At 37.8% G+C, this 15,979-nt stretch carries 13 protein-coding genes; 10 read left to right on the top strand and 3 right to left on the bottom strand.

From position 1 onward, the window contains the following. Nucleotides 1-54: 54 nt before the first annotated feature. Nucleotides 55-708: a response regulator transcription factor gene (locus H4J39_RS08505; RefSeq protein WP_182227374.1), complete on the bottom strand. Its 654-nt coding sequence runs from the start codon at nucleotides 706-708 to the stop codon at nucleotides 55-57. Between the two features lie 404 nt (nucleotides 709-1,112). Between H4J39_RS08505 and lon the strand changes: the two genes are divergently transcribed. Continuing rightward, nucleotides 1,113-3,569, top strand: coding sequence for an endopeptidase La (gene lon, locus H4J39_RS08500; protein ID WP_182227372.1), 2,457 nt, complete (start codon nucleotides 1,113-1,115; stop codon nucleotides 3,567-3,569). A 69-nt stretch (nucleotides 3,570-3,638) separates the two neighbouring features. Next, the gene (locus H4J39_RS08495) at nucleotides 3,639-4,511 is read left to right on the top strand and encodes a cation diffusion facilitator family transporter (RefSeq protein WP_182227370.1); all 873 of its coding nucleotides are present in this window, start codon (nucleotides 3,639-3,641) and stop codon (nucleotides 4,509-4,511) included. 219 nt (nucleotides 4,512-4,730) lie between these two features. Here the strand turns inward: H4J39_RS08495 and H4J39_RS08490 are convergent, their stop codons facing one another. Next, on the bottom strand, nucleotides 4,731-4,886 hold the full coding sequence (locus H4J39_RS08490; RefSeq protein ID WP_182227368.1) for a hypothetical protein: 156 nt from the start codon (nucleotides 4,884-4,886) through the stop codon (nucleotides 4,731-4,733). Between the two features lie 10 nt (nucleotides 4,887-4,896). Continuing rightward, complete coding sequence (locus H4J39_RS08485) at nucleotides 4,897-5,364, bottom strand: Hsp20/alpha crystallin family protein (protein WP_182227366.1); 468 nt, start codon at nucleotides 5,362-5,364, stop codon at nucleotides 4,897-4,899. 905 nt (nucleotides 5,365-6,269) lie between these two features. Between H4J39_RS08485 and H4J39_RS08480 the strand changes: the two genes are divergently transcribed. From H4J39_RS08480 to H4J39_RS08445, 8 genes are all read left to right on the top strand, one after another. Further along, nucleotides 6,270-7,475 (top strand): efflux RND transporter periplasmic adaptor subunit, encoded by a 1,206-nt coding sequence (locus H4J39_RS08480; protein WP_182227364.1) that lies wholly within the window; start codon nucleotides 6,270-6,272, stop codon nucleotides 7,473-7,475. Then, nucleotides 7,462-8,703: an ABC transporter permease gene (locus H4J39_RS08475; protein ID WP_182227362.1), complete on the top strand. Its 1,242-nt coding sequence runs from the start codon at nucleotides 7,462-7,464 to the stop codon at nucleotides 8,701-8,703. Before H4J39_RS08480 ends, H4J39_RS08475 begins: the two co-directional genes overlap by 14 nt. After that, nucleotides 8,696-9,442, top strand: a complete 747-nt coding sequence (locus H4J39_RS08470) for an ABC transporter ATP-binding protein (protein WP_182227360.1) — start codon at nucleotides 8,696-8,698, stop codon at nucleotides 9,440-9,442. The genes H4J39_RS08475 and H4J39_RS08470 overlap by 8 nt, the downstream gene beginning before the upstream one ends. 122 nt (nucleotides 9,443-9,564) lie before the next feature. Next, on the top strand, nucleotides 9,565-11,382 hold the full coding sequence (locus H4J39_RS08465) for a serine hydrolase (protein ID WP_182227359.1): 1,818 nt from the start codon (nucleotides 9,565-9,567) through the stop codon (nucleotides 11,380-11,382). Between the two features lie 360 nt (nucleotides 11,383-11,742). Then, entirely contained in the window at nucleotides 11,743-12,930 is a 1,188-nt protein-coding gene (locus H4J39_RS08460) for an alpha/beta hydrolase-fold protein (RefSeq protein ID WP_182227357.1), read from the top strand. A gap of 259 nt (nucleotides 12,931-13,189) precedes the next feature. After that, nucleotides 13,190-14,389 carry a sodium/glutamate symporter gene (gene gltS, locus H4J39_RS08455; RefSeq protein WP_182227355.1) on the top strand — a complete coding sequence of 400 codons (1,200 nt, stop codon included), beginning with the start codon at nucleotides 13,190-13,192 and terminating at the stop codon, nucleotides 14,387-14,389. A 73-nt stretch (nucleotides 14,390-14,462) separates the two neighbouring features. Beyond that, a complete protein-coding gene (locus H4J39_RS08450; RefSeq protein ID WP_182227353.1) occupies nucleotides 14,463-14,819 on the top strand; it encodes a potassium channel family protein in 357 nt (118 codons plus the stop codon). 59 nt (nucleotides 14,820-14,878) lie between these two features. Then, entirely contained in the window at nucleotides 14,879-15,892 is a 1,014-nt protein-coding gene (locus H4J39_RS08445; protein ID WP_259368795.1) for a phospholipase A, read from the top strand. Nucleotides 15,893-15,979: the final 87 nt, after the last annotated feature.

The raw sequence follows: 15,979 nt of genomic DNA, 5'->3' as shown, positions 1-15,979 counted from the left end.
AAGTATAACCAGTTATTAATATTATTAATATAACAAGATATTGATGTATAAGTGTTATTTATTTTTTTCTAACGCCCACATTATGGCGGCTCTAACCAATTGTGTGCCAGAGGTTAATGACAATTTGTCTTTTATATGACGCCGATGTGTTTCAATTGTTTTAACACTCAGTTTTAAGTTATTGGCAATGTCTTTGGTTTTCATTCCTTTACTTATCGACTCAAAGACTTGTAATTCTCGGTCGGTAAGTTTTGTCAGGATATTATTCTTTTCATCGAGTAGATGATGTGACTGTAAATTTTTAGCAATTTCGGGCTTAACAAATATTTGATTTTTGATGACTTCTCTGATGCCAAGTAATAATTTTTGTGCTGAGTCTTGTTTGTTAATATAGCCTGAAGCGCCATTATTTATAGCACGTTCTGCATACAGTTCGTCATCATGCATTGATAAAGCAATTATCTGCATTTGTGGTTTCCAATAATGCAATTTTTTGATTAAATCAAGGCCATTACCGTCGGGCAATGAAATATCAACAATGGCGACATCGGGGTTTATTAAGGATCGCATTTTAAGTGCTTCGTCAACGTTGCTTGCTTCGCCGCATAATTTTAGGTCAACCTCGCCATCAATTAGCTGTCGTAAGCCTTGGCGAACCAATTCATGGTCATCAACAATAAATACTTTGCTGATACTAGGTTTGCTCATTAGCTACCTCCTTAACCTTAATGAAAATATTAATATCAATAAAGGTCATTACCAAACTCACCCAATGGTATTTTGACATGCTTTATTACTAAGCGTAATTGTACATACTACCAAAATAATAAAGTGGATAACCTGATACAGGTCAATAAACTGATAAATGTCAGTGAGCCTTTTAATGCTCCCGCCTAAAATAAATGATACGCCTACCCGTAAATAATTAAATAAGACGTTAGTAGTAAAGTGATATTTTTAATTAAACATTTTTAACTTTAAATTCAAGATGTTATGGAAGTGTCGTTCAAATTAATTAGATGTTGAAAGTCATTTGACAGGCAAAGGGTCATCGAAAGATAAAAGTACCTAGTTACCTTTCAAGCTTTGCACGAAAAAAAAAAGGAGTCACTATGTCAGACATAAAAGTTGATAACCATAACGGCAATGAACCTATCAATGTTACTCAACCCGATAAAGACTGGTTGTCTATTCCCAGTGAATTACCGGTATTGCCGATACGTAATACCGTACTTTTTCCTTATAACGTCATTTCTATTTCGGTTGGACAAAAAAGATCAATTAAACTTTTAGAAGATGTTTTTTCAAGTAACAAGTTATTAGCTATTGTTGCTTATAAGGATCCTAATACTGAAGAACCTGGCCCTGACGAACTTTATTCTATCGGGTGTATTGCTCAAGTTATTAGAACCACGCAAGGCGAAAACGGTCATATTAATGTTTTATTGCAAGGCTTGGAAAAGTGCTCTGTTGATCATTGGTCAAAAGACCAGCCCTATTTAAAAGCTGAAATAAATAAGCTGGAAGACATTGAACCGGAAGAAGGGGATTTTGAGGCTGAGGCTGTACGCATTAATTTACTGAAATCATTCACTCAGTTAATAACTATTCTTTCATACTTACCCGACAAGTTAGTTCATACACTGACACAAACTTCAAATTACCGCCAGCTAACCTATTTGATTAGTTCGAGTATGCGATTAAAAGTAAAAGATGCGCAAGAAATTCTCGAAGAGTCTGACGTGTTAGCCAACATGTTAAAATTGATTGATTTGGTTCAGCATGAAATGAACATTCTGGAGTTAGGTCAAAAAATACAAACAGAAGCCCATGGTGAGATGGACAAAGCACAAAGAGACTATGTGTTACGACATCAAATTAAAGCAATTCAACGAGAATTGGGTGAAGAAAATGGCCAAAGTATAAAAATAGAAGAATATAGAAAAAAAATTGAAGAGAGCGGTATGTCAACTGAAGCGAATAAACAAGCGTTACAAGAGTTGTCTCGTTTAGAGCGTATTCCCGAAACGTCTTCAGAGTCAGGAATAACAATGACCTATCTTGATTGGTTGGCCGCTTTGCCGTGGAATAAAATGACTGAAGATGTATTAGATATAGAAAAGGCAAAAAAAACGCTTGATCAAGACCATTATGGTTTAGATAAAATAAAAGTTAGAATTTTGGAATATTTGGCTGTGCGTCAACTTCGTCATCAACGAAGACCCGAACAAGACGACAACTTTGATGGTAGTGTTGATAAATCAGTAAAAATACGACAAGACCGAGAAGGTGTGATCTTATGTTTTGTTGGACCTCCAGGGATTGGAAAAACATCATTAGGTCATTCAATTGCTCATGCTCTGGGTCGTAAATTGATCACCATAAGTTTGGGGGGCATACGAGATGAGGCCGAAATTCGCGGTCACCGACGAACTTACATTGGCGCTATGCCGGGTAGATTCATCAAGGCATTACGTGATGTAGGCACTAAAAACCCCGTTATTTTATTAGATGAAGTAGACAAAGTTGGCGGGGATTCACGCGGAGATCCGTCAGCGGCATTATTAGAAGTATTGGATCCAGAGCAAAATAAGGCATTTCGTGATCACTATTTAGAAGTGCCCTTTGATTTTAGTCAACTGATGTTCATTGCCACGGCTAATCAACTTGATTCAATTCCTGGGCCTTTGCGTGACCGCTTGGAAGTGATCACTTTATCGGGTTATACCGATGATGAAAAATTTAATATTGCTCAGCGTTATTTACTACCAAGACAATTACGAGAAAACAGTTTGCGACCCGAAGAGTTAAAGATAAGCAAAAATGCTATGTTGCGAATTATTCGTGAATATACGCGAGAAGCAGGGGTAAGAAGCCTTGATCGTCGCTTAGGATCAATTTGCCGTAAGCTAGTAATAAAATTAGCAAAAAATGAGTCTGAATCACTGCATGTTAATTGTACTATGCTAGAAAAATTAATTGGTAAGCCAGCTTTCTCTTATGATATTGCACAACGTACAGAACGTTATGGTGTGGCAACGGGGCTTGCTGTAACGTCGGTGGGTGGAGAAATTTTGTTCATTGAAGCGAGTGCAATGCCGGGTAAAAAAGGCTTGAGTATCACCGGACAGCTTGGTGATGTAATGCGTGAATCAGCCGAAGCCGCATTAAGTTATGTGCGTTCACATGCCACGGCATTAGGTATAGAAAATAAGGTATTCGAAACAACCGATATTCATGTACACATTCCTGCGGGTGCGATTCCAAAAGATGGTCCTTCTGCGGGGGTTGCTTTAGTGACGGTGCTCGTTTCATTGTTAACGAAACGTCCTGTATGCAATGAAGTGGGGATGACCGGAGAAATTACCTTACGTGGTTTAGTTTTACCGGTTGGCGGTATTAAAGACAAAATATTAGCAGCACACCGTGCAGGCTTAACCACGGTGATTTTACCTAAATATAATGAAAAAGATTTAAGTGATTTACCGCAGTCTATACAGAATAAAATGACTTTTATTTTAGCTGAACATGTTGATACTGTGTTGAAAAATGCATTTGTAAGCCATTAATCATTCTGAATGTGTGACTAGGTTCAATGTATGAGGTTGGCACGAGTCACCCTAGTTATCGAGTAATATATGTTGAATAATAACGCTCAAAGAGATGAAAACGTTCAGCGAGTTATATTGATTGAAGGCTCTGTTAACTTTGTCGTTCTGCTAGCAAAGTTACTCGTAGGTTTGTCTACGGGGTCACTTGCGATTGTTGGCGATTCCATTCACTCTTTAACCGATGTCATCAATAATGTGGTCGCGTGGGTTATTTGTAGAGTATCAAGCTCACCTCCAGATCGTGAACATCCATACGGACACCGTAAGTTCGAAACTTTAGCTGTTTTCTGCCTTGCTTCTTTATTAGTTGTACTTTCATTTGAGCTCGGTATTCACGCGATCAATAAAGATGAAACAGAAATAGAAAATTCAACGTGGGGTTTAGGGATTATGTTTGCCGTATTAATCATAAATGTAGTATTGGCAACTTGGCAGCATAAATGTGCTAGAAAATTAAAATCGGATATATTACTTGCAGATGCAACACATACTTTTTCCGATGTATTAACAACTATTGTCGTTATCGCTGGATGGCAATTTTCTGCCATGGGTTATCTTTGGCTAGATAGCGTTTGCGCGCTAGGCGTTTCATTTTTAGTGCTTTATCTAGCCTTTGGTTTATTTAAAAGGGCTTTGCCAACGCTCGTGGATCAGTTTGCTTTAGATCCTGAACTATTATCCAACTCCGTTAAAGAGGTTCAGGGTGTGTGCAAAGTTAATCGAGTACGTTCTCGCTGGATCGGAAGAGAAAAGTCAGTTGATTTAGTCATTTCAGTTAATCCAGAGTTATCAACAATAGACTCGCACAATATAGCAACAAATGTGGAAACGCATATTGAGCAAAAATATGGTGTATATGATATTTCAATTCATGTTGAGCCGATGCTTAAAAACACATAATAAAGGTAGAAACATCATGTCAATAGCACCATTGGTTTACGCATTACACTGTTGTCATTTAAGGTGGTTACTGTAGGCGTAAAGACTGTTTTTATCTAACGTTAATCGACCATAACAACGGTGATGCCGAGATGTCCCTTATAGCCCTAGATAAATTATTGATGGAAATCGAAATAAAAGATTGCTGTTGTTACAAGGCTATTGACGTGGTTTTGCAAATTAACATGACGATGATTTTTTAGCGAGAGCCTCTGAAAATGTTAACGTATAATATTGAGTGACCGTACATTGGCGAGTTAGATGGGCTACTGCCAAAAAGATATCCGCTAAAGAGAGTGTTACTTTAGCGGATACTTTAGCCGATCTAAAAATCATCTTTTTTTGCTTAATCGACTTTTATTTCTATTTTCTTTTGAGCGGCTGCACCAATCTTAGGCACAATAACTTCCAATACCCCTTTATTGCAATGAGCTTCGATTTTTTTAGACTCACTAGAGGCATCAGGTAGGTTAATGCAACGATAAAAACTACCAAAGCTACGTTCAACACGACGATAATTTTGTTTGTTTTCTTCTATTTTTGATTCCCGTTTACCTTCAATGATCAAGTTTCCATTTTCCATGGTTACTTTAATATCTTTTGGGTCAACGCCTGGAATGTCAGCTTTAACGATATATCGGTTGTCTCGTTGTTCTATATCAGTGGCAGGGTGCCAATCTGTTGAAAGAAGGTCTGACTGTCGACTAAACATAGGTAAGTCACGGCCGAAAAATTGATTCATCTCGTCTGATAACTGAGAGAACATAGGAAGTTGTGGCATGGTGGATAATGGTTGATGTTTAAATAATGACATAATAATCTCCAAATTAATGTTAATTACGCAGTTATGGCTTATATCAAGAACTACGTAGAAAATAAATAACATAGAACCAATTACTTGGTTTAAATAGTCGTTTTTACCCTATGTTAAGCGCCGTTCAACGAAAATGTAAACACCGCTACTATCGAAATTGAGATTATCATTTAGGTTTATAATCTCCCTGATAAATGTCACTTGTTTGTTTTAAAATAACGCTATTACCAAGGGTGCGGTTGAGTTCAATGGTGGTGCAGATGCCCTTTGAACAAGGATAATACTTCATTGATATTGCTGCCGACTATCTAATTAAATTATCAGTGACTTGGAATTGCCAAACGTCCGTTATACCAAAGAGGTAGGTGTACTTAAACATAGTAAAAACAACATTTTGTATCAGTCTTCTTGAAGGGAAGGTTACTTACAATGTAGAGGATAAGTCCCCTCCCAACCGCACGACTAAATTATACATACAGAGACTGAAAGGCTGATTCGTGATGAATCAGCCTTTTTTTGTTTGGTTACTATTCATGGGTATCTATTGCTTGCTCGTTATTCCTGAGCAGGTCAGCTATTTAGGAATATGCTTTATAAGATTGAGCGATATCTTTATCTGGGTCATTGAATAAATACTATATTATGCTCATATTAACTAAATAGGATAAGTTATTGCTTCTGAACTTGTTTAAGGTCAATTCATCATCTAATAAATAAGAAAGCTGAGATGAAATTGCCTACAATGCTTATCTGTCTAGTGCTGAAATCAAAATTATACCCTTTATTGCAGAGATTTTTAGTCTGAAGCATGATCAGATTAATCGCTATAGGCAGTCTGTATAAAAATTGTATTCGTTTCATCTTGTTTTATCGAGTTGATTTAGTGGATTTATAACGAGGCTTAAATGCGCATAATCTATAGTGTTGTCATTGTCGCGGTTTGTGCGGCTTTATTGGTCGGCATCCCAAAATGGCTCGGGCCAGTTTTGCCTGCGTTAACAATTAAACCGATGCCACTTGAGTTGCGTATTGTCGCCAGTGGAGAGGTGCGTTATCAATCATTAGCACGCATTGGTAGCGAAATTACAGGTACGGTAAAAGATCGCTATGTACGAGAAGGTGATCAAGTTAATAAAGGTGATTTGCTCATAGAGCTCAACCCGGAAGGGTTACCATCGCGCTTGGCCCAACAGCAAACTTTACTGCAACAATTATACATAATCAGTAGGCCACAAGCTCAAGCTGCTTTAGTTGAGGCGAATCATAATTTACGTCAAGCCAGTCGTGAAGCAAGGCGCCGCGATGCACTAGCCCAGAAAAACCTGTTGTCTACCGAACAGGTTGAGCAAGCACAGCGCACGGAACTCAATGCAAAAACATCTTTAACTTATGCACAGCTAACGGCTGATTCCTTAGCAGCGAACAGCACTGAAGAACAGTTACTCCAGCAACGTGTTAATAGTGCAAAGGCTGATCTTGCTAAAACCCTTATTTATGCACCTTTTGCTGGGCGTATACAAACTCGTAATGTTGAGCCAGGAGATCTCGTACAACCGGGTAAGGTTCTGTTAGAAATTGCTCGTAGTGATGGTCAAAATCGTGAGGGTATTGCGAACGATGGTCTCGAGGTTGTTATCGCACTCGACGAGAAAAATTTTGCTCCCCTGCGATTAGGCCAACCGGTTCAGCTCATTGCTGATGCTTGGCCAGAGGTTTCGGTGGCAGGTATTGTCAGCTTTATCGCTCCAGCAGTTGATAGTGGACGTGGTACTATTGATGTACATATTAAAGTACTAGCTGCCCCCTCGAATAAGCAACATATTTTTCTTCAAGGCATGACCATTTCTGCGAATATTATCGCGGCAGAAAGAGAGCAAACTATAGTGTTACCTAATGATTACCTCTATAGTTCGAGTGGTAAGACACATGTTTTTCGCTGGACAAACGGCGCTGTTAACGAAGCTGAGGTGGTGCTGGGTTTACGTAATACAACTCACAGTGAAATCGTTTCAGGCTTGGCAGAAGGTGATGTTGTCGTTCAATCAGATAATCTGATTAATGGTCAGCGCGCTCGTGTAGATTTTGAACAGGTAAAACATGTCATTCGTTAACCGCATTTCCAGTTTACGTGATTCACTCTGGATTGAATGGCGCATTGCATTACGTTTTCTTGCTGATAACCCGCTTCAAACATTATTAATTAGTGTCGCAATTTCGGTAGGCGCAGCCGTTATAGTGTTTATCACGGCATTGATTATGGGGCTGCAAAGTAACATCATCGAAAAAACTTTAGGGACACAAGCGCATATTCGTATTGAAGCCACACAACAACATAATAATTTATCAGTAATCCCTGAGGGAAAGTATATATGGGTCTTAGAAAGTCCTCGGGCACAGCGCTTACAAACCATTAATAACTGGCAAGAAGTGCGCGATACACTCGACCAGTATGCTGTGTTTAACACTGTCTCTCCACTCATTTCAGGGCCAGCATTTGCGCAAAAAGGAACAGCGCGCTCCTCTGTAGCCTTAATGGGTATAGATCCCGAGCGCTATACCGGTATTATAAAACTCAAAGACTATCTTATCGAAGGGGACTTTAGTGTTGCAGCCAGTGATGTATTGATTGGTAGCCAATTGGCAGATGATTTAGGTCTGCGAACGGGTGATAAATTACGGTTAGATACCGGTGATAATCGCCAGTCAGTTATGGAGGTAGCCGGTGTTTTTGAATTGGGTGTGCGTGAACTCGACAGCCGATATGTTTATACCAGCCTAAAGCAAGCGCAAACTTTACTGAATTTACCCGGTGGTATTACGATTTTAGAGTTAAAAACTTCTGATGTATTCAGCGCTGAATATTGGGCGCAGCGCACTAAAAGGTTAACAGGTTTAAATGTTCAAAGCTGGATGGAAAGTAATGCACAGCTGCTTAATGCGCTGAAATCTCAAAGCATGACCACGCAGATGATCCGTGTCTTTGTTGCTTTATCAGTGATTTTTGGCATTGCCAGTGTGCTAGCCGTGAGTGTAGCGCAGCGTACACGTGAAATTGGTATTTTACGTGCTATGGGGAGTTCGCAGAAACAAATACTGAGGATCTTTCTATGGCAGGGCGGGGTTCTTGGTTTAGCGGGATCACTATTAGGAGTATTGGTTGGCTATACCTTGGTGCAAGTATTTAACTCTCTTGACGATCGCTTATTTGTAATTCGGTTAGAGCCTTCAATGTCATTATCAGCAATTTTTATTGCGACTGCTGCAGGGGTGATTGCTGCTATGGTACCGGCTAGGCGCGCTGCGAAATATGATCCTGCGGTGGCGATTCGTTATGTCTAAGTTGAACTCGTTTAAAAGCATAGCAGACCAACAAATTGTGTTGCAGTTACGCAACCTAAATAAGATTTTTAATACGGATACGCCGTTAGAAAATCATGTTTTACATGATATTTCGTTGCAAATCAGTCCTGGTGAACTAGTCGCTTTAGTGGGTACTTCTGGTTCTGGTAAAAGTACGCTACTCAATATAATGGGATTGCTCGATGTATCTTCATCGGGCGAACTCTGTATTCAAGGAAATTCAATCCAAGGTCTGTGTGAACAAAAGCGCACACAGTTACGCAGTGAATCGATTGGTTTTGTGTTTCAGTTTCACCATTTGATCAGTGCCTTCAGTGTGCTAGATAATGTGCTGATGCCTTTGATGTTACGTTATGGCAAGCCTTCTGCAGAACAGATTTCCTATGCAGAGTATTTATTAAACGAAGTTGGATTAGCTAACTTTAAGCATCAGAAAACTAACCGTTTATCGGGCGGACAACAGCAGCGTGTCGCTATTGCACGTGCTTTGGTCACACGTCCTGCGTTGATTTTGGCTGATGAACCAACGGGTAACCTAGATACTCAAACAGCGGATGAAGTTTTTAGTCTCTTTGAACGTTTTAATGTCGAGCATCAATGTGCGATTATCATTGTTACCCATGATCCACGTTTAAGTTCTCGATGTCCGCGGACGGTTTGTTTAACTGATGGACGCATTGTTTATGATGGTGTTTCAGTAGATTTTAAAATACCTTAACTCATAGAATAATTTTTAAAGGACAAATAACCGTTGATCATTTACTCCTTATTCGCTAATTTCACTCAATATTTTGTCTACTTAAGTTACTGTTAAAACGCTTGTTACCTACTGAGAAATTGATGTACCAAAAAGTATTACCATTATTTTTAGTTTTGTTTTCATTAAATATTGCTTACGCGAAAAGTGATGCTGGCATTGAAACTCAAATAAAAAATATTATCGATAATGAAAATCTTGTAGGATTATCTTGGGCAACCATTTCAAAGGATCATGTTGAGGTTGGTAGTACGGGCTATGCAAATATTTCAAAGCTAGAACTGATGAAGCCAGAACAAAAAATGCATGTTGGCTCTGTTACCAAATCGGTTTTGGCAATGGGTGTTCTTCATTTAATATTTGAAGGGAAGCTATCATTAGAAAGTAATGTAGAATCACTTTTGTCAACGTTGAATTTCGACAACGATTGGCATCTTCGTTCACCGATCAAGGTCAAAAATCTGCTCGATCATACTGCGGGATTAGACAACATCAGAATATGGCAGTTATTAAGTGTTAAGCCTTCACCAAATATACCATTAAAAGAAGCTTTTCCATCAGATAGCCATCATTTATTAAAGGTTAGGACGGAACCAGGAACGCAATATTCATATTCTAATATGGGGTATACCTTACTTGCGATGGTCATAGAAGCTGTCACCAATCAGCGATATGAAGCCTTTTTAGATAATAATTTCTTAGCCCCTCTAGGAATGCACGATAGTAGCTTTGCGTTCATCAGCCAAGAAGGTCAGTTTGCAGATCCTTTATTAGCGATGGGGTATCATGAAAATAATATTGCTCAAATCGCTGTGCCCGGTTATTTAAGACCCGCAGGACAATTCACCACAACCGCAGCTGACATGGCTAATTTCATTAAGTTCTTGCTGTATGAGGGCAAGGTGGACGGTAAAAGCTTTATAAACCCTGAACATATGAAACGGCTAACGACGCCTTTAAATACTAAAGCACACTTAGCCGGCCTGAGTATAGGGCATGGGTTAGCGTTTGCGAATAGAGATAGGCATAACGTGCTGGGGATGTGCCATCCAGGGACAACATTTGGATTTAGAGCTTATATTTGTCTTTTCCCTGATGAGAAAAAAGGATTTTTTTACGCGATTAACACGGATAACGAAACGGCTGACTATGAGAAATTTAATAAATTATTTATCAACACATTAAGCATAAGCACAGCGCCGATTCTAGAGCCTACTGGAAAAAAATCCGCGTTATCAAGCCTAAAAGGCATTTATCTGCTATCGCCAAATAATATGGCTGAATTTGAATTTATTGATATGCTTTTCAATTTTATTTGGTTAGAGCAATCAAATGAGCAGCTTCTAATGAAGTCATTACAAAGTGCTGATAAGCGGTTGATTCAAATTAACGAAAATTTATTTCGAGATGTTAACCGCAGGCAAGCTTCTCATGTTGTTTATGCTAATGATGAAAGTAGACTATTTATTAGTGATGGGCTTAAAACGTTTGAAAAAGTGTCGGGTATAACATTATTGCTGTATTGGGCAAGTTTACTCTTTGGTTTTATTGGGCTATTTTATCTCTTTATTGTAGGATTAATTAGAATTGTAAAACGCGATAAAGATGGCTTAGGACGCATTAAATGGGTGTTTATAAATCTGTTACTCTTTAGCTTACCCATATACCTCTATATTAATCAATCCTTTCTAAAATTTGGTGATATTACAGCAGCAAGTATTTGTTTGGCTTTTTTATCAGGATGTCTGCCAATAGCACTTTTATTATCTTTATGGATTTCTTTAAGAAGAAAAATGCAAAGTAAGTTAATAAAGGCAGATATTGCATTGCTCATAATGTCTTTACAATTTTGTTTGGTTTTATTTGCTTGGGGCTACATTCCCACTATGTTTTGGCAATAGATTGTAGCGTTTTAATTAGAAAATCAATGTGAATATGTAAATTAGGCTTTGTTTCGCTTTACAATTTAGCCAACTATTATGTAGACCTGAGTGTTGTCTTATCTTGCTGATGAACGTTGACGTTTTAATTCAATTAGTAGCTATCATTCTTACTTTTGTCTTACGGATTGTTTAAGACTCTACTGTTGAACTATCTAACCTTAAATGTTTGATCAGCGACTTTAACGCTAAAAGATTAAGTAAAGTGCCAAATGCCTTTGAATCGAAAAGCCCTTTTATATCTAGAGACTTCAGTCGATATAGTGTTTAATTGGTTTTAAATACATGGCGATACAACAAACCACTTAAAAAGGAATATTTATGGTTAAGGTCATAACACCGCTTATCTTGCTAATATTATTAGCTTTCAATGCCAATGCTAGCGATATTAAGATAGGTGAGAAAAAAACATTACAATCTAATACGTTAAAGGAAAAAAGAGCGTATTGGGTTTCACTTCCAACATCATATAATAATAATGACTATACAAAATATCCGGTACTTTATTTACTCGATGGCGATATGCATAGTTTTTTCCAAATATTTTCTGGCATGGTCAATCAAATGAGCGTGGACGCTAGCCCAACGATACCCGAAATGATTGTTGTAGGTATTGTGAGCTCAAATAGAGTGAGAGACAGCTCGCCAACGAATTCATTGACACAATACGGTGGTAAAAAAAATCAAAGCCTAGAGGTTACTGGAGGTGCAGATAAGTTTATTCATTTTATTAAAGAAGAGCTTATTCCAACGATTGATCTTCATTACAGAACATCAGATTACAGGGTGCTTACGGGATATTCATTTACGGGGCTACCAGTCATTCAAAGTTTGTTTACTTCACCAGATACTTTTAATGCTTATATCGCAATAGATCCTAGTCTGTGGTGGGATAATCAGTTTATGCTTAAGCAGTTAACCGCGTTTTATCAAAGCCCTGCGGTAGATAAACGTCGATTGTTTGTTGCTACCACAAACAGAGTTACAGAGGTTTACCCTAAAGAGAACTATGTAAAAGCATTCATTGAAACGTTAAATAAAAGGCCAAAACAGGGGCTTGATTTTGATTCAGTTACCTTTGGTGCAGATGAAAATCACCATACAATGCCAATTTTAAGTTTTTATAAGGGCTTACGTTCTATTTTTGACGGTTATATGATTGATGATCACACAAGGTTTCGGCCTGCATCTGAGCTTAAATTGCACTTTGAAAAAATATCGAAGAAGTTAGGGGCTAACTTTTTACTTTATGAGAGCATTATTAATTGGTTTGGTTACGACCGACTTTATAATACTCAATTTGGTATTGATGTTGATAGAGCCATCGAGTTTTTTCTATTGAATACGCAATATTATCCATTATCAGCCAATGCATGGGATAGCTTAGGAGAGGCATATTTAGTCAAGGGTGAAAAAGAGCGGGCATTGAGCTCATATAAAAAATCACTTGAGTTAAATCCAAACAATAACAATGCTAACGAAAAAATTAAATTATTAAATAGTGATTAATAAGAATAATAAATAGTGGGCTAGCCGTTGTTGCAGGTACTTTAGTTCATTATTAACATCCTTTTAGTGGTTCGTTATGTTTAAAAAAGTACATTTAATGACTTCAATTGTTATTTATTGGATCTAAGGTATTAAGGGCGTTCTATGAAATCCTAAATTTTAGTCGTAACAGTTACGCTCTATCACTCATATTAATACATAAGGCTTACAGCGCTGTAGGCTTTCTTTATGATCCATAAGACATCATTGGAGATAAACCATGATTGAAATGCCTTTTGACAATTATATGTCCTACACCATAGGAATACTGGTGTTTTTTGTTGGTGTGTATTTAACCAAGAAAATTAAATTTCTAAGAGAATTTAATATTCCAGAACCCGTAACAGGTGGTTTGCTTGCTGCTTTGCTAATTTATGCGGTGTTTTTTTTCACAGGGAGTGAAATTGCTTTTGATTTATCAACGAGAGACAGACTCTTAGTTTACTTTTTCACGGCCATTGGGCTCAATGCAAGGTTTACTGATCTAGTTCAGGGCGGGAAGCCGTTATTCATTTTGCTATTTTTAACCCTGTCTTTCATTGTTATCCAAAACATAATTGGTATCTCAAGTGCCATTTTTCTTAATTTACCATCATCTATTGGAGTGCTAGCGGGCTCGGTATCCTTAATAGGTGGGCATGGCACTGCCATTGCTTGGGCACCAGACGTTGTTGAACGAGGTATATCAAATTCGCTTGAAATAGGGGTTGCAGCAGCGACTCTGGGTCTTGTTATTGCCAGTTTAGTTGGTGGTCCAATTGCTAAATATTTATTAGCAAAATACCAACTTTCCGGTGAATTAATTACACAACCTTCAGTGGGTATTGAATACGAAAAAACGGATACAGAATCTTTTAGTCATCTAAGTTTTATGTCAGTTTTGTTGGTGATTCATATTTGTATTATTATTGGTTTTTTTGCCAACAATGTTATCGCTGAGATGGGCTTAAAATTACCACTATTTGTGACTTGTTTACTAACAGGTATTCTACTGTCTAATACTGTTCCTTATGCATTGCCTAAATTACATTGGCCAGCCAGAACTCGTTCACTAGCCATCGTATCTGACTTTTCTTTGAGCCTGTTTTTAACGATGTCACTGATGAGTATGCAGCTTTGGACCATTGCTGATTTAGCCGGTCCACTCTTTATTATTTTAGGTCTACAAACACTAGGCGCTGTGTTATTTATTATTTATATTTTATTCCCTTTAATGGGGAAGAATTATCAAGCGGCAGTTTTAAGTGCTGGCTTTGGCGGCTTTGCTCTGGGAGCAACGCCAACCGCTATTGCAAATATGACTGCGGTAACTAAATCAAATGGCCCTGCGCCAACGGCATTTATTATATTGCCTTTGGTTGGCGCTTTTTTTGTAGATATTTCTAATGCATTTATCATCAAGATAGCATTAAGTTTTTAAGTAGCATTGGCGGTAAGCTAGCGAACTGAAAGTGTTATGTGGCCTCAGTTTTCGCTATTACAAAGGTATGAATATGGAATTTACGTTAATTTTTATTAAGTTATTTATGTTGTCACTTTATTTAGTTGGCCCTTTACTGATGTTTTTGACTTTATGGATAATTATTCTGGGACAAATTGTAACGAGAATAGAAAAGTGGAATAAATTTAATGGTCTATACTGGTCTCTAATCACTGCTACAACAGTCGGTTATGGTGACATAAATCCAACAAAAAAATTATCTAAAGTTATTTCAATTATAATTGCCTTTATTGGTTTGGTATTAACTGGGATCATTATTGCTGTCGCGCTTAAAGCGGCTTCATTATCGCTGGAACGTCATGCTGATCAACAAGTTATTGAGCGAATTAAAGCGGTATCTAACCGTTAAATTATAATATCACTGTTGAAAATTTCTCTATTGTTAGCCTTATTTAAAGGAAGACCAGAATGCAAAGAACGATACTATTGGCATTAATGTTGCCACTTGCAACAGCCTCCTTAATCGCTAAAGCAGATAAAGCATTGTGTGTCATGAACTTTTTTGCAACAGGCAACGCGGGTATGACACTGGCCGAGATCAGAGCCGCTTGTTTGGGTGATGTTGTTAAGCAACAAAAAGATATTGAACAAACTGAGTTACAGACGAGAACAGGCAGTATCACCGATAGAATAAAACGTGAAAAAACAACTGAGTTTGAGCCATATGTGCTTACCCCTCATAAAATGAATTATGTGCTGCCAGCCATTACAACCAACCGAGTAAATAAAGAAGCCTATAGAATATTTGAAGGCTATGAAGAAAATTTGGAAAATGTTGAGTCTAAATTTCAGCTTAGTCTAAAAGTGCCTTTAAATCATGAACGTATTTTTATAGAAGGTGATGGACTTTACGCCGCTTTTACCCTTAAGGCTTGGTGGCAAATTTATGCAAGTGGAATATCTAAGCCCTTTAGAGAAACCAATTATCAACCTGAAATTTTTTATCTTGCGCCACTCAATTGGCATCCTTTTGGTGGCAACACCGGTTTCATCGTTGGCGTAGAGCACCAATCTAATGGTCGTGCTCAAGGTCTATCACGTAGCTGGAATCGTGCTTATACTCATTTTCTTTTTGAAAAAGAAAGTTTTGCATTATCATTAAAACCTTGGATAAGATTATCTGAAGAGAAAAAAGGCTTTGACGGTGATCCTGATGGAGATGATAATCCTGACATTGCAGACTATATGGGTAATGTTGAGTTAGGGATGGTTTATAAATGGAATGGTCTAGAATTCAACTTTAAAGGGCGACAAAATTTCAGTACGCATTATGGCGCTGCTGAATTTGGTTTTACTTTCCCGTTGTGGGGTAAACTAAAAGGGTATGCCACTGTATTCAATGGTTATGGTGAAAGTCTTATCGATTATAACTATAGTCAAACAAGGGTTGGTATTGGAATTTCATTAAGCGATATCTTGTAACGAGCTGTCTTTTAACGTGTTTAAGATAACCTTTATTCACTTTGTATAGAAATAAGTAAACACGCGTTTGCTAATAGCAAACGCGTG

Origin of the sequence: Colwellia sp. Bg11-12, from assembly GCF_014076955.1 — a bacterium.
GTDB lineage: Bacteria > Pseudomonadota > Gammaproteobacteria > Enterobacterales > Alteromonadaceae > Colwellia_A.
The sequence above is the reverse complement of the archived record's forward strand: the minus strand, read 5'-3'. Positions and strand labels throughout refer to the sequence as shown.

Coding starts and splice junctions, on each gene's coding strand:
- H4J39_RS08505 (WP_182227374.1), bottom strand. CDS start 708: ATGAGCAAACCTAGTATCAGCAAAGTATTTATTGTTGATGACCATGAA.
- lon (WP_182227372.1), top strand. CDS start 1,113: ATGTCAGACATAAAAGTTGATAACCATAACGGCAATGAACCTATCAAT.
- H4J39_RS08495 (WP_182227370.1), top strand. CDS start 3,639: ATGTTGAATAATAACGCTCAAAGAGATGAAAACGTTCAGCGAGTTATA.
- H4J39_RS08490 (WP_182227368.1), bottom strand. CDS start 4,886: ATGATTTTTAGATCGGCTAAAGTATCCGCTAAAGTAACACTCTCTTTA.
- H4J39_RS08485 (WP_182227366.1), bottom strand. CDS start 5,364: ATGTCATTATTTAAACATCAACCATTATCCACCATGCCACAACTTCCT.
- H4J39_RS08480 (WP_182227364.1), top strand. CDS start 6,270: ATGCGCATAATCTATAGTGTTGTCATTGTCGCGGTTTGTGCGGCTTTA.
- H4J39_RS08475 (WP_182227362.1), top strand. CDS start 7,462: ATGTCATTCGTTAACCGCATTTCCAGTTTACGTGATTCACTCTGGATT.
- H4J39_RS08470 (WP_182227360.1), top strand. CDS start 8,696: ATGTCTAAGTTGAACTCGTTTAAAAGCATAGCAGACCAACAAATTGTG.
- H4J39_RS08465 (WP_182227359.1), top strand. CDS start 9,565: ATGTACCAAAAAGTATTACCATTATTTTTAGTTTTGTTTTCATTAAAT.
- H4J39_RS08460 (WP_182227357.1), top strand. CDS start 11,743: ATGGTTAAGGTCATAACACCGCTTATCTTGCTAATATTATTAGCTTTC.
- gltS (WP_182227355.1), top strand. CDS start 13,190: ATGATTGAAATGCCTTTTGACAATTATATGTCCTACACCATAGGAATA.
- H4J39_RS08450 (WP_182227353.1), top strand. CDS start 14,463: ATGGAATTTACGTTAATTTTTATTAAGTTATTTATGTTGTCACTTTAT.
- H4J39_RS08445 (WP_259368795.1), top strand. CDS start 14,879: ATGCAAAGAACGATACTATTGGCATTAATGTTGCCACTTGCAACAGCC.